Annotated in this window: 18 protein-coding genes; 13 read left to right on the top strand and 5 right to left on the bottom strand. The window is 52.5% G+C overall.

Annotated elements, in window-relative coordinates; translation table 11 throughout:
• Positions 1 to 200: 200 nt before the first annotated feature.
• From serC to Pla22_RS03620, 11 genes are all read left to right on the top strand, one after another.
• On the top strand, positions 201 to 1,331 hold the full coding sequence (gene serC, locus Pla22_RS03670; protein WP_146513406.1) for a 3-phosphoserine/phosphohydroxythreonine transaminase: 1,131 nt from the start codon (positions 201 to 203) through the stop codon (positions 1,329 to 1,331).
• Between the two features lie 96 nt (positions 1,332 to 1,427).
• Entirely contained in the window at positions 1,428 to 2,603 is a 1,176-nt protein-coding gene (locus tag Pla22_RS03665; protein ID WP_146513405.1) for a phosphoglycerate dehydrogenase, read from the top strand.
• Between the two features lie 55 nt (positions 2,604 to 2,658).
• Positions 2,659 to 3,486: a ThuA domain-containing protein gene (locus Pla22_RS03660; protein ID WP_146513404.1), complete on the top strand. Its 828-nt coding sequence runs from the start codon at positions 2,659 to 2,661 to the stop codon at positions 3,484 to 3,486.
• A gap of 164 nt (positions 3,487 to 3,650) precedes the next feature.
• Entirely contained in the window at positions 3,651 to 4,298 is a 648-nt protein-coding gene (locus Pla22_RS03655; protein ID WP_146513403.1) for a DUF2726 domain-containing protein, read from the top strand.
• A 185-nt stretch (positions 4,299 to 4,483) separates the two neighbouring features.
• Positions 4,484 to 6,538, top strand: coding sequence for a flagellar biosynthesis protein FlhA (flhA, locus tag Pla22_RS03650; RefSeq protein ID WP_146515205.1), 2,055 nt, complete (start codon positions 4,484 to 4,486; stop codon positions 6,536 to 6,538).
• A gap of 154 nt (positions 6,539 to 6,692) precedes the next feature.
• A complete protein-coding gene (flhF, locus tag Pla22_RS03645) occupies positions 6,693 to 7,880 on the top strand; it encodes a flagellar biosynthesis protein FlhF (protein ID WP_146513402.1) in 1,188 nt (395 codons plus the stop codon).
• Between the two features lie 199 nt (positions 7,881 to 8,079).
• Positions 8,080 to 8,343, top strand: a complete 264-nt coding sequence (locus Pla22_RS03640) for a hypothetical protein (protein ID WP_146513401.1) — start codon at positions 8,080 to 8,082, stop codon at positions 8,341 to 8,343.
• 106 nt (positions 8,344 to 8,449) lie between these two features.
• On the top strand, positions 8,450 to 9,247 hold the full coding sequence (locus tag Pla22_RS03635) for a FliA/WhiG family RNA polymerase sigma factor (protein WP_146513400.1): 798 nt from the start codon (positions 8,450 to 8,452) through the stop codon (positions 9,245 to 9,247).
• A gap of 181 nt (positions 9,248 to 9,428) precedes the next feature.
• Complete coding sequence (locus Pla22_RS03630) at positions 9,429 to 10,580, top strand: glycosyltransferase family 4 protein (protein WP_146513399.1); 1,152 nt, start codon at positions 9,429 to 9,431, stop codon at positions 10,578 to 10,580.
• A 154-nt stretch (positions 10,581 to 10,734) separates the two neighbouring features.
• Entirely contained in the window at positions 10,735 to 11,667 is a 933-nt protein-coding gene (locus tag Pla22_RS03625; protein ID WP_146513398.1) for a serine/threonine protein kinase, read from the top strand.
• Positions 11,668 to 11,718: 51 nt separating this feature from the next.
• On the top strand, positions 11,719 to 12,684 hold the full coding sequence (locus Pla22_RS03620) for an acetyl-CoA carboxylase carboxyltransferase subunit alpha (RefSeq protein WP_146513397.1): 966 nt from the start codon (positions 11,719 to 11,721) through the stop codon (positions 12,682 to 12,684).
• Between the two features lie 531 nt (positions 12,685 to 13,215).
• Here Pla22_RS03620 and Pla22_RS03615 read toward each other — a convergent pair.
• Positions 13,216 to 13,920 (bottom strand): CvpA family protein, encoded by a 705-nt coding sequence (locus Pla22_RS03615; protein ID WP_146513396.1) that lies wholly within the window; start codon positions 13,918 to 13,920, stop codon positions 13,216 to 13,218.
• Between the two features lie 349 nt (positions 13,921 to 14,269).
• Between Pla22_RS03615 and Pla22_RS03610 the strand changes: the two genes are divergently transcribed.
• Positions 14,270 to 14,989, top strand: coding sequence for a metal-dependent hydrolase (locus Pla22_RS03610; protein WP_146513395.1), 720 nt, complete (start codon positions 14,270 to 14,272; stop codon positions 14,987 to 14,989).
• A 19-nt stretch (positions 14,990 to 15,008) separates the two neighbouring features.
• On the opposite strand, the gene dtd is transcribed toward Pla22_RS03610, so the two are convergent.
• On the bottom strand, positions 15,009 to 15,461 hold the full coding sequence (gene dtd, locus Pla22_RS03605; RefSeq protein WP_146513394.1) for a D-aminoacyl-tRNA deacylase: 453 nt from the start codon (positions 15,459 to 15,461) through the stop codon (positions 15,009 to 15,011).
• A gap of 365 nt (positions 15,462 to 15,826) precedes the next feature.
• On the opposite strand from dtd, the gene Pla22_RS03600 reads away from it, so the two are divergent.
• Complete coding sequence (locus tag Pla22_RS03600) at positions 15,827 to 16,573, top strand: DUF1559 family PulG-like putative transporter (RefSeq protein WP_165440501.1); 747 nt, start codon at positions 15,827 to 15,829, stop codon at positions 16,571 to 16,573.
• A 68-nt stretch (positions 16,574 to 16,641) separates the two neighbouring features.
• On the opposite strand, the gene Pla22_RS03595 is transcribed toward Pla22_RS03600, so the two are convergent.
• The 3 genes from Pla22_RS03595 to Pla22_RS03585 form a co-directional block, all read right to left on the bottom strand.
• A complete protein-coding gene (locus Pla22_RS03595) occupies positions 16,642 to 18,123 on the bottom strand; it encodes a DUF1501 domain-containing protein (protein ID WP_146513392.1) in 1,482 nt (493 codons plus the stop codon).
• Positions 18,124 to 18,216: 93 nt separating this feature from the next.
• Complete coding sequence (locus Pla22_RS03590; RefSeq protein ID WP_165440500.1) at positions 18,217 to 20,085, bottom strand: DUF1800 domain-containing protein; 1,869 nt, start codon at positions 20,083 to 20,085, stop codon at positions 18,217 to 18,219.
• Positions 20,086 to 20,874: 789 nt separating this feature from the next.
• Positions 20,875 to 22,089: an argininosuccinate synthase gene (locus Pla22_RS03585; protein WP_146513390.1), complete on the bottom strand. Its 1,215-nt coding sequence runs from the start codon at positions 22,087 to 22,089 to the stop codon at positions 20,875 to 20,877.
• Between the last annotated feature and the right edge of the window lie 114 nt (positions 22,090 to 22,203).

Here is a 22,203-nt window from a genome sequence, read left to right as displayed (position 1 = left end):
GGCTTCGAGAACAGCGGGAAAACAGTCTTTGTGAGAGAGCCCGTAGTCTCATGATCGCGCTCCTTCCGTAGGATGTCCGGGAAGCATAGAATCGAGGGACTTGGGCACGGCACTGCCACCTCCGTATTCTCGCGGATTTGGGCCGGACCGAGAGCCACTTTTTTCACATCCAACAGCGATCTTCTGGAATCCACCTAACGATGAGTGCTACGGCGACTGCGCAATCCAACGTAACGAGCGAACGAGTCTTTAACTTTTCGGCTGGTCCAGCCGTTTTGCCGGTCTCGGTTCTCGAACAGCTCCGCGACGAAATGATGTGCTACCCCGGTGCTGGGGCATCCATCATGGAACTAAGTCACCGCGGAAAAGTGTTCGTCGAGATCATGGAGCAAGCTCAAAGCTCGCTTCGCTCTTTGCTGAATGTTCCCGACACTCACGAAGTGTTGTTCCTGCAAGGTGGTTCAGCGCTGCAGTTTTCGATGATTCCATGCAACCTGCTTCGTGGTTCAAACAAAACCGCCGAGTACTTGGTGACGGGTTCATGGGGCAAGAAGGCGATCGCGGAAGGTCGCAAAGAAGGCGACGTAACAGCCACCTTTGATGGTTCGACTACCAACTACGACCGCGTGCCGAAGGCGGGTGACTATCAAACCAGTAGCGACGCGGCGTACCTATACTACTGCAGCAACGAAACGATCCAAGGCGTTCAGTTTCAGTCCGAGCCTGAAGCTCCCGCCGGTGTGCCGTTGATTTGTGACGCGTCAAGCGATTTCCTTTCTCGTCCGCTCGACATTAGCAAATACGGATTGATCTATGCCTGTGCTCAGAAGAATGCCGGGCCAGCGGGTGTGACCGCAGTCATCATGCGCAAGGATCTGATTGACAAAGGTGACGCCGGATTGCCTGGTTACTTGAACTACCAAAATCACTACGAAGCGGATTCGATGTGGAACACGCCTCCGACATTTGCAATCTATGTGCTTGGCAAGATCACGCGTTGGTTGCTCGATGACATTGGTGGCTTGGAAGCGATGAAAGCTCTCAACGAAGAAAAGTCGTCGATGGTTTACGACGTCATCGATGCAAACCCTAACTTCTACAAAGGGCATGCGCAGGTTGATTGTCGTTCCAAGATGAACGTGACATTCAATCTTCCAAGCGATGAACTGCTTAGCAAGTTCATCAAAGAAGCGGGTGAACATAAGTTGGCAAGCCTGGCAGGCCATCGCAGCGTTGGTGGGATTCGTGCCAGCCTGTACAACGCAATGCCTCGCGAAGGGGCCCAGGCTCTTGCCCAATTCATGTCCGATTTCGCCGCAAAGAACGGCTAAGTCGTTTGGTTGATCGTTTCGCTTACCGATTCTTAATCTGTCCGGTGGAGCGTTTCGCCTCGTTTCACACTCCAGCTCATCTCTCAACTGATCAATATGTTCAAGATCCTTACTCTCAACAATATCTCCGTTAAAGGTCTGCAGCAGCTACCTCGGGACAATTACGAAGTCGCATCGGAAATCACGAATCCTGACGCTGTCATGGTCCGTTCATTCAAGATGCACGATATGGAGATTCCTGCAACGGTTGCTGCCATCGGTCGTGCTGGTGCAGGCGTTAACAACATCCCCGTTAGCAAGATGACCGCCCGCGGAGTTCCCGTGTTCAATGCACCGGGTGCAAACGCCAATGCGGTTAAAGAGTTGGTTCTGGCCGGGCTGTTGATGGCTTCACGGAACATCCATGCCGCGATGAAATTTGCCGGCGAACTTGAAGGCACTGACGCCGAGATCTCTGCGGCTACCGAAGCCGGCAAGAAGAACTTCGTGGGTTCAGAGTTGCCATCGAAAACGCTGGGTGTTATCGGTCTTGGTGCCATCGGTGTTAAGGTAGCCAATGCGGCTTCGTCACTCGGGATGAAGGTTGTTGGTTACGATCCTTTGATCTCGGTGCAAAGTGCTTGGCAATTGTCACGGAAGGTGAAGGAAGCCGTAAGCCTTGACCATTTGTTCTCGCAGTGTGATGCAATCACGGTCCACGTGCCATTGCTTGATGCGACCAAGGGCTTGGTCAGCGCGGAGCGTCTTGCGATGATGCCGTCCGGCGGGATTGTAGTGAACTTGGCTCGAGGAGGAATCTGTGACGACGCTGCCGTTCTCGCATCGCTCGACGCGAAGAAGTTGCATGCCTATGTGATTGACTTCCCAACCGCAGCCCTGTTGAAGCATCCCAAGGTTCTTTCGTTTCCTCACTTGGGTGCATCGACGGACGAAGCCGAAGAGAATTGTGCGGTGATGGTCGCCGATAGTTTGCGTGACTACCTTGAAGATGGAACGATTCGTAATTCGGTTAATTTTCCCGAAGCGGTAATGCCTCGCGGTCAGGGCACGCGAATAACAATCGCCAATGCCAATGTTCCCAATATGGTTGGCCAGATTTCGACTATCCTTGCGTCTTCGGGGGCTAACATCGCTGATTTGCTTAACAAATCGCGAGGCGAGATCGCTTACACGATTATCGACCTCGATGGCGACGTCGATGTGGCAACACTCGATTCGATTCGGAAGATCGAAGGCGTCTTGTCGCTCCGGCATTTGCCGCAGACATCGTAGCGATCGCACTTTCATGACTTGCTAAATTCATCATCCTTACGGCGGAAGAACACCAATGAATCGTTTTCGACGGCACGCTATTTTGTTGCTGATGACGGTTTGGATTGCCGGTTGGCAGTGCTCTTTCGCCCAGGAACCGATCAAGCCTTCGGCTAATCAAAAGCAATTGCCCTTGGTGGTGATGTTGATTGCTGAACGGGAATATCAAACCGAGAAAACTCTGCCGCAATTCGCCGCTGAACATTTGGATGATGACTACCGGGTCAAGTTCGTCTACGCCGATGACGATGACCCCAACCGGCTAATCGGTATTGAGGCAGTCGTAGACGCTGACGTGCTATTGGTGAGCGTAAGGCGTCGAACGCTACCAACGGAGCAGTTGGACCTGATACGTTCCTACGTTGCCGACGGTAAGCCCGTCGTCGGTATCCGAACAGCCAGCCATGCCTTTAGTTTGCGAAACCAAGATCCGCCAGACGGCTACGACGCGTGGCCTTCATTTGACCAAGATGTGTTCGGTGGAAATTACTCCAATCATTACAGCAATGACATCAAGGCGGTCATCTCTGCTTCGACATTGAAGGCAGGTGATAACCAATCTGATTCGTCGATGATCGGCGAACAACTTTCGTCGCTGAACCGCCATCAAGAGCCTTTCGTTTCAGGAGGAAGTTTGTATCAAGTTGTACCTCTTCTTTCAGGATCAACAGTGTTGCTTAGCGGAAAGATTGAAGGGCACCCAAGCGAGCCGGTTGCTTGGACGTTTCAAAGGAAGGACGGAGGTCGGTCGTTCTACACGTCGCTTGGACACGTCGACGACTTTCGCGGTGAATCTTTACCCAAATGGCTGCACGCGGCAATTGATTGGGCCGTTGCGAATTAGCCGAAGGCTTCTGTAGAGGGCGCAGCGGATAGCTCTCGCCGGTAGTATGCGAGTGCTTTGGAGTATTCGCTAATGCACCGGCAGTGTGGTCGACCTCTGTTCCGCACCCCGCGGCGGGGAATACTTACGCTGAGGTAGAGAGAACGGTTAGAGTTTGGTTTCCCTTGCTCTCGTCTCTCTCTCACGATTTGTACATGCAGGTTCCCCACCAGAACGTCTTGATGCAGCTACTAGCGAAAGCAAGGTATGCACTGGCGTTGATGTCGCAAGGGGCTACGTCACAAACCGAGGAGTGTCTTGCTGAATCATTGGTGCTAAGTCCACGGACTGGATGGCTTAGTGAGACCGACCGTAAGTACTTCTCGCTGCTGACAAAGTCTGTGGCGAATCATGGTGGCTGCGTTATCCCAAATGTGCGTTTAACAAGCATCGTAAAGATCGCAAACCCGGCTAATCATCTCGATGATTTGGTTCGTATGGATCGAAAAAGCGTTGACTTCCTGATCTGTGACGGAAGCCTTCAACCTTGTTTAGTTGTGATCCTTATTGATTCCAAAGGTTTGTCTTCTCGGTTGCCTCGAGATTATGCAGTCGACTTGCTCAAGCGAGCAAAAATTCCTGTAATCCAATTGCTCACCGACCAGGCTTGGAATGAACAAAAGTTCTCGCAGTTGCTTAGCCGTGTTCTTAACGAAGGCAGCAACGGCGAGTTTCACGGCAAGAATAGTGGAGCTACATACGCCGAGGTCGCTGAGGCATTTGGCCAACCGCATTTTGACAAGAGTTCTGTCTCAAAAAACAAGTACTCTTAATTGCTGCCGAGCCTGATTGGACAGCGTGAAACACGCTAGAGCCATCAGTGGGTTCTTCTCTAGACCGCAGCAGCGGAATTTCAGTAGAGTCCGCGGGTGGATTCGCTGGCTGGGTCGAAACCTTGTTCGCGATTTCCTGAAGTCCGTCTCACTAGGAAATTAGAGAACAGATGATGCAATGGCTGATGCGTTACCGAGATCTTGTGCTGCCATTGGGCATCATCGGATGTTTGGTCGTCATCTTGATGCCATTGCCACCGATCTTGATGGACATGTTGCTAGCAGCCAATGTCACCGTGGGTGTCATTGTCCTTGTTACAACCATCTATATTTCAACGCCTCTTGAGTTCAGCGTTTTTCCGTCGCTGCTGCTGGCAACGACGCTAGCCAGGTTGGTACTAAACGTGGCAACCACACGGTTGATTCTGACGGGTGCTGACGATCGCGGCATGCAGGCCGCTGGAGGCGTCATCCAAGGATTCGGTGAGTTCGTTGCCGGGGATCGTTTGGAAGTAGGGCTGATTATCTTCGTGATCATCGTGTTGATCCAATTCATTGTGATCACGAAGGGTGCAACGCGGATTAGCGAAGTGGCCGCACGGTTCGCGTTAGACGGTATGCCAGGGCGTCAGATGGCAATCGATGCTGACTTGAATGCTGGGCTGATCGACGAAAAACAAGCCCAGTCTCGCCGAGAAGAGATTGCGGCCCAGGCTGACTTTTACGGGGCAATGGATGGTGCCAGCAAGTTCGTCCGAGGTGATGCCATAGCGGGGATCATCATTACGATCGTCAACGTAATCGGCGGACTTTACATTGGCGTCATGCAAGCAGGAATGAGTCTTGGCGAAGCGGGAGCGTTGTTCACCAAGCTCACCATTGGTGATGGTTTAGTCAGTCAAGTTCCCGCCTTGCTGATCTCGCTCGCTGCGGGTTTGCTGGTCACACGGAGTGCTCAGAAAGCCAACCTACCGGTTCAGTTTCTCCAGCAATTGCTGGGTAACCCCAAGGCATTGTTTGTTGCTGGTGGATTCTTGTTATTGCTAATCACCACAAGCCTTCCGGCCATTCCAATGGCAACGCTAGGTTGCGGTTGCATTGGACTAGCTGTGGTCATGAACCGAGCGTCTTCGCAACAAGTGGTAACGGATGCTAACAAGGCGGAAGCTGATGCCAAGGCGGCTTCGGCGCCACCTGAAAAACGAGTGGAAGACTACTTAAGTGTTGATCCGATGGAGATGTCCATTGGCTTGGGATTGCTTAGCCTCGCTGATCCAGCGCGCGGCGGCGATCTGATGCAACGTATTACCGGAGTTCGCAATGCGATTGCCACGGATATTGGAATCATTCTTCCAAAGGTCCGCGTTCGCGATGAGATGAGTTTGGGAGAGTTTGAGTACGAGATTCGCATCGGTGGAAATCCGATTGGTCGTGCGATGGTTTTCCCAGGCAAGCTTTTAGCCATTGACGGTGGCAACACGACGGGAGTTATCGAAGGTGAACCCACCCGCGATCCCACTTTTGGTGAACCGGCGGTTTGGATTGACCCAATGCGTCGCGAGCAAGCGGCTATCTATGGGTACACGACGGTTGAGCCAGGGGCTGTGTTGGTGACTCACCTGCAAGAAATATCCCGCCGACACGCTGACGAATTATTGTCTCGTGATGCGACCAAGCACCTGATCGATGAACTCAAAGAGTCTGCACCGACCGTGGTTGACGAGCTGATCCCGGGCCTGATGAAAATCAGTGATGTTCAACAAGTATTGCACTTGTTGCTGCGTGAAGATGTGCCCGTGCGGCAACTCGGCATCATCATGGAAACACTCGGTGACTTTGCGTCAAAAACTAAGGACCCGATTTGGCTTTGCGAGTACGTGCGTCATCGGTTGGCCAGAACTATTAGTTCGCGCTATCGTGACGAACAGGGACGATTGCATGTTGTTGCCCTAGATCCAGCGATGGAAGACCGGATTGCTGCAGGTTTGGAACACAACGATCGTGGACTTTTTGTGCGAATGAGTCCTTCGGCGATCGACACGACTTGCGAAAGAATTCAAGAAGCCGTTAAGAAACTAGTCACGTCCGGTCGTCCGCCTGTGATTTTAGTTAGTCCTCGGATTCGTCCAGGCTTACGTCAAATTACTGCATCCACGATGCCTCGTTTGAGAATCCTGTCTTACAACGAAATCACTCAAGACACAAAAATCGAATCCCACGGAGTCGTGAGTGATGCATGATCAGTTGCACTGTCAAAGCCAATCATGTCGATGGATTGGCGGGGCAGGGCAGGGCGGTCATGAACTGTTTCCACCGCGTTCGTTTCCACTGTTTTGACGTCCAAGCGTCTTCCTCACTTTCTCTTTCTTCGCCTCACACAATCCCCTTCGTTCAATGCACATTCGCACCTTTCGAGCCGCAAGTCTGCAAGACGCGTTAGAAGAGATTCGTCATCAGATGGGTCCCGATGCATCGGTGTTGCACACGCGGCAAGTCCGTGATGGTTGGATGGGTTGGCTCGGCCGTACCTATGTCGAAGTCACCGCGGGACTTAAGGACACCGTCAATCTTAAAGAGAGTTCAAGCTCCGGTGATTCGGCACGGCAAGCTTCAGTGGGGTCACGACGAGACTTTGACGGTGCCACGGAACATGTTGGCACGCAGCTAAAGGTTGTTTCAGACCGCGGATTGCCTACCCAAAACAACGGATTAGTTTCCCGATCCGCATCGCCCACTATCCCACTTGTCATGCAGGGATATCGCGACGAAATGTTGTCGCTAGGAGTTGATCCCGAAACTGCCGATCGTTGGATCGGTGCAACCATTAGCTTCGCTGGTGGGCTCGGTGAAACGACTTCTTCGGTAACCAATCACGCCATCCCTTGGCTTGAGCATCTGCAGCGGACGATTGCCCGAGAGGTGCGTTTAGGTAGCCCCATCAGCACACCGCCAGGAGATCGCCGGATTGTTGCGTTGGTTGGACCAACGGGAGTTGGCAAGACAACAACCGTTGCAAAATTGGCCGCCGGTTTTCGTTTACAAGCGAAACGTCGCGTTGGCTTGTTGACGATCGACACGTTTCGGATTGCGGCGGTACAGCAGTTACGTGCCTATGCCGACATCATGGATCTGCCGATGGAAGTGGTGGAATCGCCAGAACAAATGCGACCAGCGCTGGGGCGACTCGGAGACGTTGACTTGGTGTTGATTGATACAGCAGGTCGTAGTCCGAGAAGCGACGCTCGAATCGAACAACTTGTCGATTTTCTACGCAATGCTCAACCTGATGAAACTCACTTGGTGCTTAGCAGTACGTCTTCCGTATCGTCGATACGGGCGACCCTTAAAGGGTTCGCTCCCGTCCGACCGACCGCGGCGATTCTAAGTAAGCTCGATGAGGCTCCGCAGACAGCAGGGATACTATCGGCGTTGACGTCTTCAACCGATCACACCGGGCTACCTTTGAGCTACGTGACGACCGGGCAACAGGTGCCAGACGACATTGACGTTGCTAAACACGATTACTTGCTAACAAGATTGCTGCAACCACGAATGGATATGTCCCCGATGGAAGCGGCATAACGAAAAAACAAACATTGGGCTCATGCTAACGCTTTAGAAGTCCGATAGATGAAACTGACTTGGTTTGTGTTTCGCAAAGTCGACTTAAATATAATTTTGCAAGCATACCAAGTCCACTTAGAAGACACACTCGCTCGACCACTCTAACCAGAAAAAGACATTGTCACGTAGCTTTGCCGCAACGCTAGGATCTCTCGCCATGGCCATGGTTGCCATCCGAGGAGCTTTGCATCGCGAACTTGCTTCGGAGGTTGCCATGGAAGCCATGGTTGCCATGTTTGTCTTTGCTATGGTTGGCTACGTCGCTGGGCAGATCGCGGACTATCTAGTTCGTGATTCGCTAGAGCAAAGTTTTCGAGCACGCGTTCACTGGTACCGAGAAGGACTTGTGAAAGCGGGCTTGGATCCGACAGCAATTGTTGGCGATCGTGGCGACCAAAATGACGCGACGAAGACCAACTAGAACCTACTAGAAACTGATCATTGTTGCTGGGCGTTTCACTATGGGTGGACGTCGTCAGCAACCGAAGCACGATGCTTCGGTACAGAAACCTATCACGGAGGATTGGATGGCAGCGACAGCCACAACCGACGACGAAATCCTGCAAGTTTGGACTGAGTTTACGAAGCTTGAGAAGGATTCGCCTGACTACGAACCCCTCCGCAATCGCTTGGTGGAACGCTACATGCCATTGGTTCGCTACAACGGCGAACGGATTTGGCAGCGTCTACCAGACGGCGTCGAACTCGACGACCTGATCAGCGCTGGAATCTTCGGACTGATGGACGCGATTGATGCGTTTGATCTGGACCGAGGCGTCAAGTTCGAAACTTACTGCGTCCCGCGAATTCGTGGAGCAATGCTCGATGAGTTGCGAACGATGGACTGGGTTCCCCGTTTGGTACGCAGCAAAGCCAGCAAGCTAGCAGCAGCTAAAAAGACCCTTGAAACTCGATTCGGCCGTGCACCAACGGTCGCCGAGCTTTCTGAGCACATGGAACTTCCCGTCAAGGAAGTTGAAAAGATGCAGTCGGATGCCAACGCCGTTGGCGTCGTATCACTGAACAAGAAGTGGTACGAAACCGATAGCTACAAGGACGTCCGAGAAATCGACGTGCTTGAAGACAAGAAGGGTGAAGACCCGACTCGTCGTGTGCAGAAAAACGACTTGATGCGTTTGGTCACCAAAGGACTCAATCGCAATGAGCGTCTGATCATCATTCTCTATTACTACGAAGAATTGACGATGAAGGAAATCGGGGCGACGCTCGATCTTTCGGAATCGCGAGTCAGTCAAATGCATACGTCGATTGTCAATCGACTTCAGCAACAACTTGGCTACCGCCGAGTCGAGTTCGGAACTTAATCCGAACTCTTATTAAGGAATATTCACAGACGGCACCTCGAGCCATTCGAGGTGCCGTTTTTTCGTGTATGCTCGGAGGTGCTTTCAGGGTTCGTTCGAGAATTCTTGGGGCAGGGCAGGCCATGCGCGAAAGTCATTCCCCCACTTCACCATCCTCTTCTATTAATTGCGAGTAGGTCCGTTGCGAGTCGCCCACATCATCACTCGAATGATCATTGGCGGTGCGCAAGAAAACACGTTGCTGAATTGTCTCGATTTGGTTCGCGACTATGGCGACGACGTGGTGCTGATCACTGGCCCGTCGCTGGGACCCGAAGGCGATCTGTTAAGCCAGGGTAGGGCAGGGGGGCTTGAAGTTCGAATGGTGGATTCGTTGCGACGCAACATCCACCCACGCGATGGAATTGCTTCACGAGAAATAAGACAAGAGCTACGTCGCTTCAATCCGCACGTCGTTCATACACACAGTGCCAAGGGAGGGTTGCTGGGGCGATACGTTGCTTGGGGCGAGCGGGTTCCTGCAATCGTTCATTCGGTCCACGGAGCTCCATTTCATCCCTATCAATCGTTTGTTGCTCGTGAATTTTTCAAGCTCTGCGAACGATGGGCTGCTAGTCGCTGTCATCGAATGATCTGTGTCGCGGATGCGATGACGGATCTAATGGTAGAAGCGGGCGTTGCACCGCGAGATAAGTTTGTGACGATCTATAGTGGCATGGATGTGGACCCATTTGTGCATGCCATTGATCATCGTGATGAAACACGACGGCGATTGGGGATTGCCGAAGACGAGATCATCATCGGCAAGATTGCCCGATTGTTTCATCTGAAGGGACATGACGATTTGGTAGAGGCGGCCAAGCAGGTTATTGCTGAGAATCCGAAAGTGCGATTCTTGTTGGTCGGCGACGGCATTCTAAGAGAATCGCTCGATGCCAAGATTGCATCCGCAGGCCTCTCAGATCATTTCATCTTCACTGGTTTGGTACCACCCGCGGATGTTCCTGCTTTGGTCGGGGCAATGGATGCTCTGGTTCATACTTCCTATCGCGAAGGTCTTGCTCGAGCCTTACCGCAAAGTTTGATCGCTGGTCGCCCCATCGTTAGCTACGACGTCGACGGAGCTCGTGAGGTGACGATCAACGACGAGACAGGCTATCTCGTTCCACCGCAGGACATCGACGAGCTTGCCAAGGCTCTCGTGAAAATAGCCAGCGATTCAGATCTCAGGCAGCGAATGGGCGGTGAAGGGCAGAGGAGATTCACGGGCCAGTTTCGGCACCAAACCATGACCAAGCGAATTCGGGCGCTTTACGAAGAAATTCAGCGATAATGCGATGCCGCTAGGAGGAAATTAGGAGGCAAATTTCCTTCCAATCGTCGCTGGCGGGGCACTTCGGCTAGGCAGTGACCTTACGCATGGGGGAGTGTGCCATTTATCATAGTTGCGACACTTCGGTAAGTTTCCGCAATCATCCAGATTCAATATGTCCAAGTCCCGCGATTTTCTCGGTCCCTATCGTCTTGCCCGCCTCATCCGCGTCGGTAGCACTGCAGAGGTTTGGGAAGCGATCGAAGAGAACAGCCAAGAGCGGTTTGCGCTGAAGGTCCTTAAAGAGTCGTTGAAGGCCAATCGCGAAGAAATCAATCTGCTCAAGCACGAGTACACCGTTGCCAAGGATCTAGCGAGTCCCCGCATCATCAAGGTAGTGGAGTACCGTGAAGACTCTCGACCCATGCTGGTGCTTGAATTGTTCAGTGAACTGAACATGAAGCAAGCTCTTCGTACCGGGCCCGAGTCCCTGGCCTTCATGCTGGATAAGATTGTCGAGCAGTCTGCTGAAGGTCTGTACTACATGCACACGAAGAATTGGATTCACCTCGACGTGAAGCCAGACAACTTTCTGGTCAGTCGCGAAGGTGTCGTTAAGTTGATTGACTTTACGATCTCAGAAAAGAAGAAGACCGGTCTCGGCAGAATGTTCCATCGCGTCAAGTTGGCCAAAGGCACGCGAAGCTATATGGCACCGGAACAGATCCGCCGCAAAGTGTGCGATGAGCGAACCGACATTTATTCGTTTGGTTGCGTGCTCTACGAATTGGCGACCGGTAAGGTCCCATACACTGGCGACACTCCCAACGATCTGCTTAACAAACACTTGTCTGCGTCCGTGCCAAGTCCAATCGTCCACAACGACAACGTGACTCGCGAATTTGCTGATCTTGTGAAGAGCATGATGGCAAAACGACCGGACGATCGCCCACCATCGATGTGGGAATTCCTGAAGGTGTTTCGGGGCGTGGAAATTTTCAAGAAGCGACCTCGTGCACCGGAGGTTAGCGTGTTTGACAACAATAGCTCTATTCGTGCCCCGGATGACATGATTCGCAAAGGCGGCCCCATCGACGATCAAGAATGATCTCGCGTTCATTTCATCACTTACAGACTAGAAGATACAAGGGTAAACAACATGAGCGCTGGACCAGGCCTCGAATTCGAAAACGACATTGCTGAACTCGAAAGTCAGATCGCGCAACTCGCTCGTCATACTGACCGAACCGATGAGGTAGAAACTCAGATCCGAACGTTGCGTTTAGATTTGGTGAAGCAGCTGAAAGAGACGTACGCGTCGCTTGATGCATGGCAAACGGTTCAAGTGGCTCGGCATAAGAATCGTCCTTACACGCGAGACTACCTGAACTTAGCTTTTGATGAGTTTGTGGAACTGTATGGCGACAAGCACTTCGGCGATGATCGCGCGATGCTGTCTGGCTTTGCCAAGCTAGATCGTTTCAAGGTGATGGTTCTTGGTCACCAGAAAGGTCGGACCTACAAAGAGCGTGCGGCCTGTCATTTTGGTTGTGCGCATCCCGAAGGCTATCGCAAGGCGATGACAAAAATGCGGCTGGCTGAAAAGTATGGGCTGCCGTTGATTTGCTTCATCGACACTCCAGGAGCCTATCCGGGTATTGGTGCTGAAGAACGAGGGCAAGCTCAAGTGATCGCCGAAAGCATGTTCATGATGAGCCGATTGAAGACACCCGTGATATGCGTAGTGATCGGCGAAGGTGGCAGTGGCGGAGCTCTCGGAATCGGCGTCGGCGACCGCGTTGCGATGCTGCAGCACTCGTACTACAGCGTCATCAGTCCTGAGGGTTGTGCCGGTATTTTGTGGAAGAGCCACGAGCACGCTCCCAAGGCCGCCGCGGCTCTTCGTTTCACGAGCAGCGACCTTAAACGGCTAGGTGTGGTGGACGACGTGCTTGAGGAGCCGCTTGGTGGAGCCCATCGGGATCATCACCAAATGGCTTCGCGCCTGAAGGGGTATCTGTCTAAGACTTTGACAGAACTCGAAGCTAAGTCGAGCCAAGAACTCGTGGAAGAACGGTACGAGAAGTTTCGCCGTATCGGTGTGTTCTTGGAAGAAGCGGTTTAGCAACCAAGCCTCGTCGGGCTCGTTCTACGAGTCCTGGCCGGAAGCTTGTTTTCAATCCAAAGCGAGCAGCCAACCCGAGCAGGATGATTGAGTCGCGGAGAGCTAAAGTTGCAGCGTTGTTGGGCGACGCTCGCGGACGTTTGCTCGAGCAGTTTGAAGCCCATCGTCGGTGAGCAGGACGCTCTGTTAGGCGGGCGACGGTCGGTCAAGATCGGACCATAGACGTGAAGACGGATCAGCCCAGCAGGGTAAGAAACAACCGCCCCGCAACGTCCGATAATGCCTCTTATGTTGTATTAGAGGTGCGTTTTTCCCTGTATTTGACGCGTTTCCCGGATATGGGCTGTGTAGCTGTGTTCGCCATTGAGGCCTGAAGGTCTACTTCTGCCCCGGTCCATTGCGATGTCGATCTGAGATGAGCTAGTGATGAGCTAGTGCGGTAGCCAGAGTGCTGATTGAAGTGCTGATTGGTTCTGCGATTGGTGTCTCGTTTTGGCGAAGCTAGATCGGTTGGATGGCGAGTCGTTTTGCCTATCGTTGGATGTTCCCGTCGAACTGTCGAGCTTGGCGAGGAACGCTGTCCCATTGGTTGTTGGGTTGAGTCGTGGGGTTGGCCGTAGGAGGATTTTGCCAGGCTGATTCCGGAGACCAACTGCCGCCCGGAGCGATCAGCTCGGAAGCGACTTGCGCGGCGTTCGGGCTGAGTGTTCCCGATCCGGTTGGTTGGTTAAATTGCTGGTCGAATCGTTGTAGGTACGGATCGACGATTTGGTGGATCTCGGGCGGAATCACAGATTCGCTGCGATCAAGTAAGTCGGCGATGTAGTGACCTCCCTTGCTTCGAACCACAGTTTCACGGGCCCAGGTACCGCCCAGTGTCACTGCAAAGAGCGTGATCAGAATGCAGTACAGGCCGCCTTTGATAAGGCCGAAAACAGCACCGATGTGGTGGTCGAACTCGCTTAGCTTCATACGGTCGATTGAATGGCTGATCATTCGAAACGCAACCCAAACCAACAGCGATGTGACGACATAAAGGATCAACATCGCGAGAAAGCGATTCCACGGTGACTCTAGGGCAATCGAATGACTGAATGGCTCACTGAATCTCATGGCAACGAAATAGCTAACGACGATCGAAGCGATCGATGCGAGCTGCCACGCGAATCCTTTGATGGCTCCGAAGACCATCGCGGCGACTAAGACCACAATCATCAGGATGTCGTAAATTTCCATGGCTACTTCGATGGGGGTGAATAGCAAACTCGCTGAAGTTGTGTTGCATGTCGCAGTGAACTTCTCGGAGTTGCGATGACGCACCCCTGTGAGAGTTTGAATCTGGATTATTCAAACTGTCTTTTAGCAACTCGGCCGTCGGATTCGAAGGTCGATTCGGCGTAGCGAGCAAAGTCGATTTCTTCGTATGCATAATGAAGAGAAGGGTGCTCGTAGAAATGACGCTTCCTGGGTTTGCTAGCAAACGTGTGTTCGTCGCAACAAGGCGTATGAGTTTTGCAGGCGACTCCCCTGCCCTCACCTGCGTCGTTCTTGTCCCCAACCTAGACCTCGCCTACTTAGAACATTCGTGGCGGATTTCAAATCACACATTACGGGAAGCACCCTGGTCGGCGTTGCCTACGGCTACTGGGGTGTGGTCGAACAATCCATGTCGCTTGAGAGCAGCATGTTAGCGGGTGGCTTGTGCGCGGTCAGTGGCATGTTGCCCGACCTCGACAGCGATTCGGGTATCCCATTGCGTGAGACCAGCATGTTTGTCGCGGCGATAGCACCGATGCTAATGATCGACCGATTTCGAGATCTAGGGTTCTCGCATGAGGCAATGGCGCTGGCGGCGATGCTGGTTTACATTTCGATTCGCTTCGTCGCGGTTGAGTTCTTCAAGCGGTTCACTGTCCACCGAGGAATGTGGCACAGCATTCCTGCGGCCGCGTCGGCCGGCTTGATTGCCTACCTCATCATGCCTTGTCCGACCGAGTCGATCCGAGTCTACAAGAGCAGCGCGGTTATCTTAGGTTTCATGGTCCACTTGATTATGGATGAAATCTGGGCCGTCGATATTGCGAGAGGATTTCGGCTCAAGCAGTCCTTCGGCACAGCGCTTAAGTTTTTTGGGCCAAGTGCAATCGCAAACACGGCACTGTATACGTTGCTCGGCATACTGATTTACTTTGCGATGGGCGATCACGCGGTCGTGGATCGAATCCGTTCTCGCACACTGCTCGAGCGGGACTACATTGCTCGACCAGATACGCCGTCGAATACCTTTGATCTTCCATGGCGATAGCCGCTCGATTCGAAGGTCATCACGATGTCTTTTCGCAGCGATCTATGACCATGGTGACCGGTCCGTCGTTAACTAGCGAGACCTTCATGTCAGCCGCGAAGATTCCTTTGGCTACTTTAATCCCCGTGGCCGCGATCTGGTCGGCATAGTGAAGATACAATTCATTGGCGATTGCTGGATCGGCTGCTGCCGTGAATGCTGGTCGGCGACCTTTTCGACAATCACCCAGCAGCGTGAATTGGCTTACCACTAAGACTCCTCCACCCACATCGAGAACACTACGATTCATTTTTCCTTGATCGTCTGCGAATATTCGCAACTGTGTTGTTTTCTCGGCGAGCCACTTGGCGTCTTGGAGGGTGTCATCGTGACTAACGCCGATCAATGCCAGAATGCCATGTTCAATTTGGCCCACGATTTGATGATCGACTTCCACGGCGGCATGGCTGACTCGCTGTAAGACGACTCGCATAACGATCCTTAACGGTTGGTGGTGAGAAGAGATGGTTGGTGGTGAGAAGAGTTGCTGGTTTGTTAGACTTGAGCGTGCACCAATTTGGGGTCACTCCCCTGCCCTGCCCGCATTTGCCGTTCGTCCATCGTGACAATATGGCTTGAAACGTAAGTTCAATCTATTCCAGCTCGCATGGAACTCACATGCCTTTCCTGTTTACCTGTCCTCATTGTCAAACCAAGACCCAAGTGGATGACCAATACAGTGGGCATTCGGGTAGTTGCGTTCTGTGTGGTCAGCCCATTGAAGTGCCTCTGTTCGCCGGAGAACACCCCAAGGAACCGCCAACATCCAGGCCACTCAAGCATCGAAGCGACTTGCGTGTGCCACGTTTAATCGCGACAACGATTGTGAGCCTGTTGCTGCTAACTGCTTTCTTCTTTACCGTCGTCCGGTTTGGTGGAAGGACGATGGAGACTCTGTCGAACAATCGCGACCAGAAAGCTTCCATGCGCAATCTCGAACGGATCGCGAAGGCACTCAACGCCTATGCCGCTGATCATGGAACGTATCCGCCGAGCATGACGTTGGATTCTAACAACGTTCCCATGCATTCTTGGCGAACTTTAATCTTGCCTTATTTGGGCGAGCAGTCTTTGTATGACCAGATTGACTTCGACTTGCCTTGGGATGATCCAAAGAATCGGCAGGTTACCGACTACCGCATTCCACAGGTCTACGTTCATCCCAACGCTGGCCCCTACGCGATGGGCTCGGGACCCGACTACTTTCTGATCACTGGTCCCGGGACTTTGTTTCCGAAGGCCGCTGCGTTTAGCCCTGCAGAGATCACAGATGATCCGACACAAACGCTGTTGGTCGTGGAGGGCGCTCCGTCGGTTCCTCCCATGTCTTGGACCGAACCAATGGATCTCGATTTCACACTCATGCGAGGCTCGCTTTTATTGAATCCCGGCATCGAGCCCGGTGGATTAATCGAAGGCGGCGTGGCGGTAGCGACCGTGGATGGTCGTGGCCATTTTATTCAAGACACGATAGAACCATCTGTGTTTCTTGCTCTGGTCACACCGAACGGCGAGGAGCGGTTGCCAGACGACACTCTCGATTGAACAACAACAAAAAAACACTCGAGCATGGCTCGAGTGTTTTGCTGAATATTGAAGATGAGCAATTGGCTTTAGGAGAGCATCCCGATCGGGTGCGCCCCCGCATTTGCCGCGTGGAAGTTTCGGATGTTGGGCAACACTTGTTCTAGGTTCGTGTCATTGTCGATGCCGTACCACATTGCAATCTCGGCAGCCATCTCATCGACCGATGTAGTTGGAATCAAGCGACCTCGCCCAAGGTCCAAGCCGTCCTCGACGTTAGCGAGGTTCATTGGATACTGGCCATGAATTCGGTTGCCATTGACTGGTCCGCCCATCACGATTTGATTCCCACCCCAGGCGTGGTCGCTACCGCGTCCGTTGCTGTTGAGCGTGCGGGCAAAGTCACTGGCAGTGAACGTCAAAACGTTATCAGTCATGCCGATCAAGTCCATCGCAGCTTGGAAGTCAGAAAGTGCTGAGTTCACTCTCGCCATGGTGCTTGTCTGGTTAAGAATCAGCTCGTCGTGGTTGTCGAAGCCACCAAGGCCAACGAAGAACACTTGACGCTTTTGATCAATCGTGTCGCGGGCTGCGATCGACTTCGCGATCATCTTGAAGTTGCCTCTCAGCCGATTTCCATCGTTATCGCCACTAACGTTTGCAAACAGGTTGTCGAAAGTGGTGATTGAGCTGGTAGCTTGATTAAATCCAATCGCGGCATCGAGTGCTGTGCGGTTCTGCTCAGCAAAGGTTCGTTCAAGCAAGTTGCCATAGGAACGAGAAAGAACGTCATCGGTTAGTTGCGAGAACATCCTTGGATAATACCATGTGGGATTCTTGCTATACCAACTAACTTCTTGTGCTCCGTTAGACCTGATGACGTAGGGGACAACGCCCGACCCCGTTTGCATCATGTTCACGCTGTCGAGAGCAATGTTCATCGAAACCGAATCGTTATTGTTCGTCTGGTTTGTCAGCAGATCTGCCATGCGGCCTGCCCATCCGGTAACCTGAGAGCGTGTCTGAGGTACGGATGTCATCCAGTGACGTTGAAGGTCCGAGTGAGAAAACAATCCCAGTGGAAGACTGGCGGCAGTGTTGTACTGAGCGCGAGTCGTTGGCTCGACAAGCGATCCCACGTTGCAGACGAACGTAAGTTTACCTGCGTCATAGAGCGTTTTTAGATCGCCTAATTCTGGGTGAAGTCCGAACGTTCTTCCCGATGGATCGTTAATCGTATGAAGCTGAGAGGCGGCTAGTCCCAAAGCGCCATTGCCCGCGGCATACACACCACCTCGAGAATCAAGGTAGTTCTTGCGTTCACCCGATGTATCAGATCCCGAGGTCGGGGTGATCATATTGAACGAATCGTTTCCGCCAAAAAGAAACAAGCAAACGATCGCTTTGTAGTCGGTCAAATTGCCGGACTGGGCTACCGCAGCATTCGTTGCCGAAAGATTTAAGATTGTTGACAGTAGCGATGTGTTAGTGAGGGCAGCACATCCACCTGCCATCTTAAGCATGCTGCGGCGTGACTCGAGACCGCGTTTGATGATGGGTTGGCTATTCATAGCGTTGAACTCTTGGAGGAAGCGATAAGACTTGTTTTGAAAAAGAGTCGCTGAGCTGGAGGCCAAATGTTTCAGCTCAGCGATTAATAACCACTATTCAGCGATGGCGCAGAAAGGTGAAGCAAGTACAGCTAGTGCAGCACCAACAAACCGACGTTTCGAGTAATCAGCGTCGGCCGTTTGGTTGCGTGTCTCGTAGTTCACTATTTCAACGATCTTGTCCTTGTACTCTTGAGGCATCGTTCCGCAGCAATGCAGCAGATCAAGATAGTCAACAAGGTTTACCAAGCCTTCGTCCCCTTCTGAGGCTTCCACCATGGCTTTTTCGGCATCCCAGTTGAAGAAGAACTTCTTGTCCGGTTGGTTGTTTCCAACGTTAAATTCTGCGCTATCGAGTTGCCAAATAAACAACTGGATAAAGTAGTTTGACGTCACCGACGTTTTCATCTGAAACTCGGGGGCGACAAGTGCTCCGTTCGTTATGCGCCGCGAGGGTTGAAAGCTGACGATGTCTCCAGCAGGTTGATAGTCCGTGAGCCAGAAATTGAAGACGCTCGGGGATCGGTATGATTCCTGAACGATGACCCAGTCAATCGGGCGAATCCGGAATAGGCCGTCACCGCCATAGTTGGTAGTAGGATGAGCCGAACGCATAAAGTGAGCGTAGCGGAGTAGTGGTTCACGCAACCGGGAATACTCTGTACCGCGAGATGTCACTATCACTCGGTCAGGCGATCGCCGTTGAACGATACGAACACTACGCCAAGCTTCAGGATCTAATAGCACTGCCTTTACCACGGCACCCAAGTCACCTCGAACGCCCTGACCATTGTTCTCGAATTTTCGAGCAACTCGCCGAACATATCCACGTGACGGATTGCTTTTTACAAACCGTTGAATCAAACGATACGCGATGAAGGGAGCTGTATTGTCGTGCTCAAACAAGATGTCAAGCGCTTCGTCAATTTCATTCTCACCGTCGCTTTGCGGATCGTCGATCGTGTACGCGCCGCCGAACAGTACCTTAGGGGTCGTGTCGTGTTCGGGTTGGTACATCGCCATCGGCAAATCAAAGTCGTTGCCTGACCAGAAAGTGTTCCAATTGTTCGATGCGTTGGGTTGGAAGGTCAGGCCCGTGAACACCTTTGCCAGTTCTTGGATGGTGTCGTTGTCGTAAGTTGGAATCAATTCACCCTGCGTGGTTCGCTTAGGGGATCCGTCAAGGTTGAGCTCGTACAGCCCAATCGTAAAGAGCTGCATGATTTCGCGAGCGTAGTTTTCGTCGGGTACGCGAACGCCATCCGTTTTCCGGTTTCGCATCGACGATAGATAAACACCCATGATGGGGTGATAGGTTACGTTTTCTAGCAAGTCGCGATAATTGCCAAATGCACCTGAGACAAGCGTGTCGTAGTAATCGACCACGCCGAGCCACCGTGGAAGATTTTGTCCGGTTGGTCGGCCGTTGCCCAAGTTTCGGTCATTGAAACCCGCACCATCTTCGCTCGTAACCAAAATTTGGATCAGTGCCCAAGCCATTCGTTGTCGCAACTGGTCTTCGGCGTTAAGAGCGTTGTGCCACCAAGCGTGGAACTTATACCGCTGAATCCAGACGCTATCTCCGTCGCTTTCGTCACCTACAAGTCCGTCTCCCTGGTACATGTCAATCGCGAGTGGTTCATGCAGCGAGGCAGGCAATGCAAGTTGATCGTCGATCCAATCCGAACAGGCTTTTCGAGTTCCCTTTGCCACCATCTCGGCTGCGAGCGCATCAATCTCCTCAATCGTCGGACCGAATGTAGCCCGGTGCAAGAAGATGGCGGCACGAACCTTCCGTTTGAGCAAACTAGCTTCTGCTGATGAATCCGTTTCAAACGTTCCTGCCGTCGCAGAGGAAACGACAACTGTTCCAAGCAGTAGAACTGAGAATGCTCTGGTGAGCCGAGATCGGGTGCTGCGCATCGCCATTACCTTGTTGTTTGCACGAAGGAGGTGCCAAGATTCAACCGGAAAGAAAAGCCGAGTAGGTGTCCTAAGAACGTAAACGAAAATGTCACGTACCCAGGCAATAACCATGAAAGCTAAGTTGCGGATCGCACCGTTCTTAACCTCCATAGGGGCCCTATCGTAGGCGTATCGGCAAAACGAGTCAACGAAGAGTGGCAATTATTGCGAAGTAATGGTCGCTTTACTGGAACGAATTATTCCTTAGCGGGTCTAAATCCCTTTTTTCGACCAACCAGCCGGTGCACCGCACCCCAGGGGGTGCGGTGCGGATCTGCTTTGGTGGGGGCGTGGATGGTATTAGCGCTCCTTCCTAAACGCCCGACCTCACCCATTGCTCACTCGATGATGCTCTGCGTTGCATGGCTAGCAATAAGGTGACGGTTGTGCGTAGCACTTCGCATTCAATACTTCGCATTCATTACTGCGCAGGCTGGCGCAACCAACGCTGTGCGGGCTGGCTTTCGCCGTCGTAGGATTCAGGAGGCTTGAAGCTGTGACTCGGCAAGCTGTGACTCGGCAAGCTGTGACTCGGCAAGCTGTGACTCGGCAAGCTGTGACTCGGCAAGCTGTGACTCGGCAAGCTGTGACTCGGCCCGGCAAGCCGCAAGTCGTCATGCTCCCGTGCTGCTCAGTAACTCGCTGATGATATCTCACATCACCGAGTTTATCTTACATCACCGAGTTTATCTCACATCACTGAGCTTATCTCACATCACTGGGCTTACACTCACTGAGCTGAATATCTCAGTAGGGTCGCGGTGCAACGCTCCCCTGCACTCTCGATGGCAATCCTTGAATTCGCAGGAAGCCTTCGGCATCGTCTTGGTTGTAAGAGCCACCGCCCTCCATGGTTGCGATTTCAGCGTCATACAAGCTGTTAGGACTTGTTCGTGAATCGACTATGATATTGCCCTTGTAAAGTTGCAAGGTTACTTCACCAGTGCATGGCTTCTGAGCTTCTTTGATGAAGGCCATCAACGCGTCCATCTTCGGCGTATACCAGAATCCGTAGTACACCATTTCAGCTACTTCGGGTGCCATGCGGTCGCGAAGGTGCATCAAATCGCGGTCCATCGTTAATTGTTCGATGTACATCAACGCATCGTACAGAATGGTCATGCCTGGAGCTTCGTAAACGCCCCGGCTCTTCATTCCCACGAAGCGGTTTTCGACCATGTCGATACGGCCGACGCCGTTGCGGCCGCCAATCTGGTTGAGTGACTCGACCATTTCGAGCGCGCTGACGGTTTTGCCGTTAAGACTCACGGGAACGCCCGATTCAAATCCAATCGTTACTTTTTCTGCTTTGTCAGGAGCCTCCTGCGGGCTGACTCCCATACCAAAGTCGACCAATTCAACGCCATTGACGTCCAGCTCTTCGAGCTGCCCTGCTTCGTAACTAATGTGCAAAACATTCTCGTCACTGCTATACGGCTTGGACGTGGATGCTTTAACGGGAATGTTGCGCTCGTTGCAGTAGGCAATCAGTTCAGTGCGGCCGGGGAAGGCATCGCGGAAGGCTTTGATACGCCAAGGCGCAATCATTTCAACCTTGGGATCCAGCGCCTCGGCGGCAAGTTGGAAGCGGCATTGGTCATTGCCCTTCCCCGTTGCTCCGTGCGCGTAGGCGGTTGCTCCCACTTCGCGTGCAATTTGAAGGCACTTCTTGCTGATTAGCGGTCGTGCAATCGAAGTTCCCAGCAAATAGATTTGCTCGTACTTTGCCTGCCAAGCCAAGACTGGAAAGGCAAAGTCGCGACAGAGTTCCTCGCGGACATCGATCAGGTGAGAAGAAGCTGCACCGCAGTCCTTCGCCTTCTTCATGATCGCTTGACGGTCTTCGCAAGGTTGACCCAGGTCGACATAAACACAGTGACACTCGTAGCCCTGGTCCTGAAGCCAGCCCAAAATGACCGAGGTATCGAGTCCGCCTGAGTAAGCCAATACGCAACTTTTCATTACGATAGAGTCCGCTGTTAAAATTCAAGAAAATGTCGACGATAAAGATCGACGCGTAAAATCGGGGGAATCTTCTGATCACCCTATGTCATTCTGCTGACCCCATTTGAATCC

The sequence above is a fragment of the Rubripirellula amarantea genome, from assembly GCF_007859865.1.
Lineage (GTDB): Bacteria > Planctomycetota > Planctomycetia > Pirellulales > Pirellulaceae > Rubripirellula > Rubripirellula amarantea.
This window is presented reverse-complemented; position numbering and strand designations above follow the sequence as displayed.

Bases quoted from the DNA above. Each gene is read 5' to 3' on its own strand.
- serC (WP_146513406.1), top strand. From the start codon at position 201: ATGAGTGCTACGGCGACTGCGCAATCCAACGTAACGAGCGAACGAGTC.
- Pla22_RS03665 (WP_146513405.1), top strand. From the start codon at position 1,428: ATGTTCAAGATCCTTACTCTCAACAATATCTCCGTTAAAGGTCTGCAG.
- Pla22_RS03660 (WP_146513404.1), top strand. From the start codon at position 2,659: ATGAATCGTTTTCGACGGCACGCTATTTTGTTGCTGATGACGGTTTGG.
- flhA (WP_146515205.1), top strand. From the start codon at position 4,484: ATGCGTTACCGAGATCTTGTGCTGCCATTGGGCATCATCGGATGTTTG.
- flhF (WP_146513402.1), top strand. From the start codon at position 6,693: ATGCACATTCGCACCTTTCGAGCCGCAAGTCTGCAAGACGCGTTAGAA.
- Pla22_RS03640 (WP_146513401.1), top strand. From the start codon at position 8,080: ATGGCCATGGTTGCCATCCGAGGAGCTTTGCATCGCGAACTTGCTTCG.
- Pla22_RS03635 (WP_146513400.1), top strand. From the start codon at position 8,450: ATGGCAGCGACAGCCACAACCGACGACGAAATCCTGCAAGTTTGGACT.
- Pla22_RS03625 (WP_146513398.1), top strand. From the start codon at position 10,735: ATGTCCAAGTCCCGCGATTTTCTCGGTCCCTATCGTCTTGCCCGCCTC.
- Pla22_RS03620 (WP_146513397.1), top strand. From the start codon at position 11,719: ATGAGCGCTGGACCAGGCCTCGAATTCGAAAACGACATTGCTGAACTC.
- Pla22_RS03615 (WP_146513396.1), bottom strand. From the start codon at position 13,920: ATGGAAATTTACGACATCCTGATGATTGTGGTCTTAGTCGCCGCGATG.
- dtd (WP_146513394.1), bottom strand. From the start codon at position 15,461: ATGCGAGTCGTCTTACAGCGAGTCAGCCATGCCGCCGTGGAAGTCGAT.
- Pla22_RS03595 (WP_146513392.1), bottom strand. From the start codon at position 18,123: ATGAATAGCCAACCCATCATCAAACGCGGTCTCGAGTCACGCCGCAGC.
- Pla22_RS03590 (WP_165440500.1), bottom strand. From the start codon at position 20,085: ATGCGCAGCACCCGATCTCGGCTCACCAGAGCATTCTCAGTTCTACTG.
- Pla22_RS03585 (WP_146513390.1), bottom strand. From the start codon at position 22,089: ATGAAAAGTTGCGTATTGGCTTACTCAGGCGGACTCGATACCTCGGTC.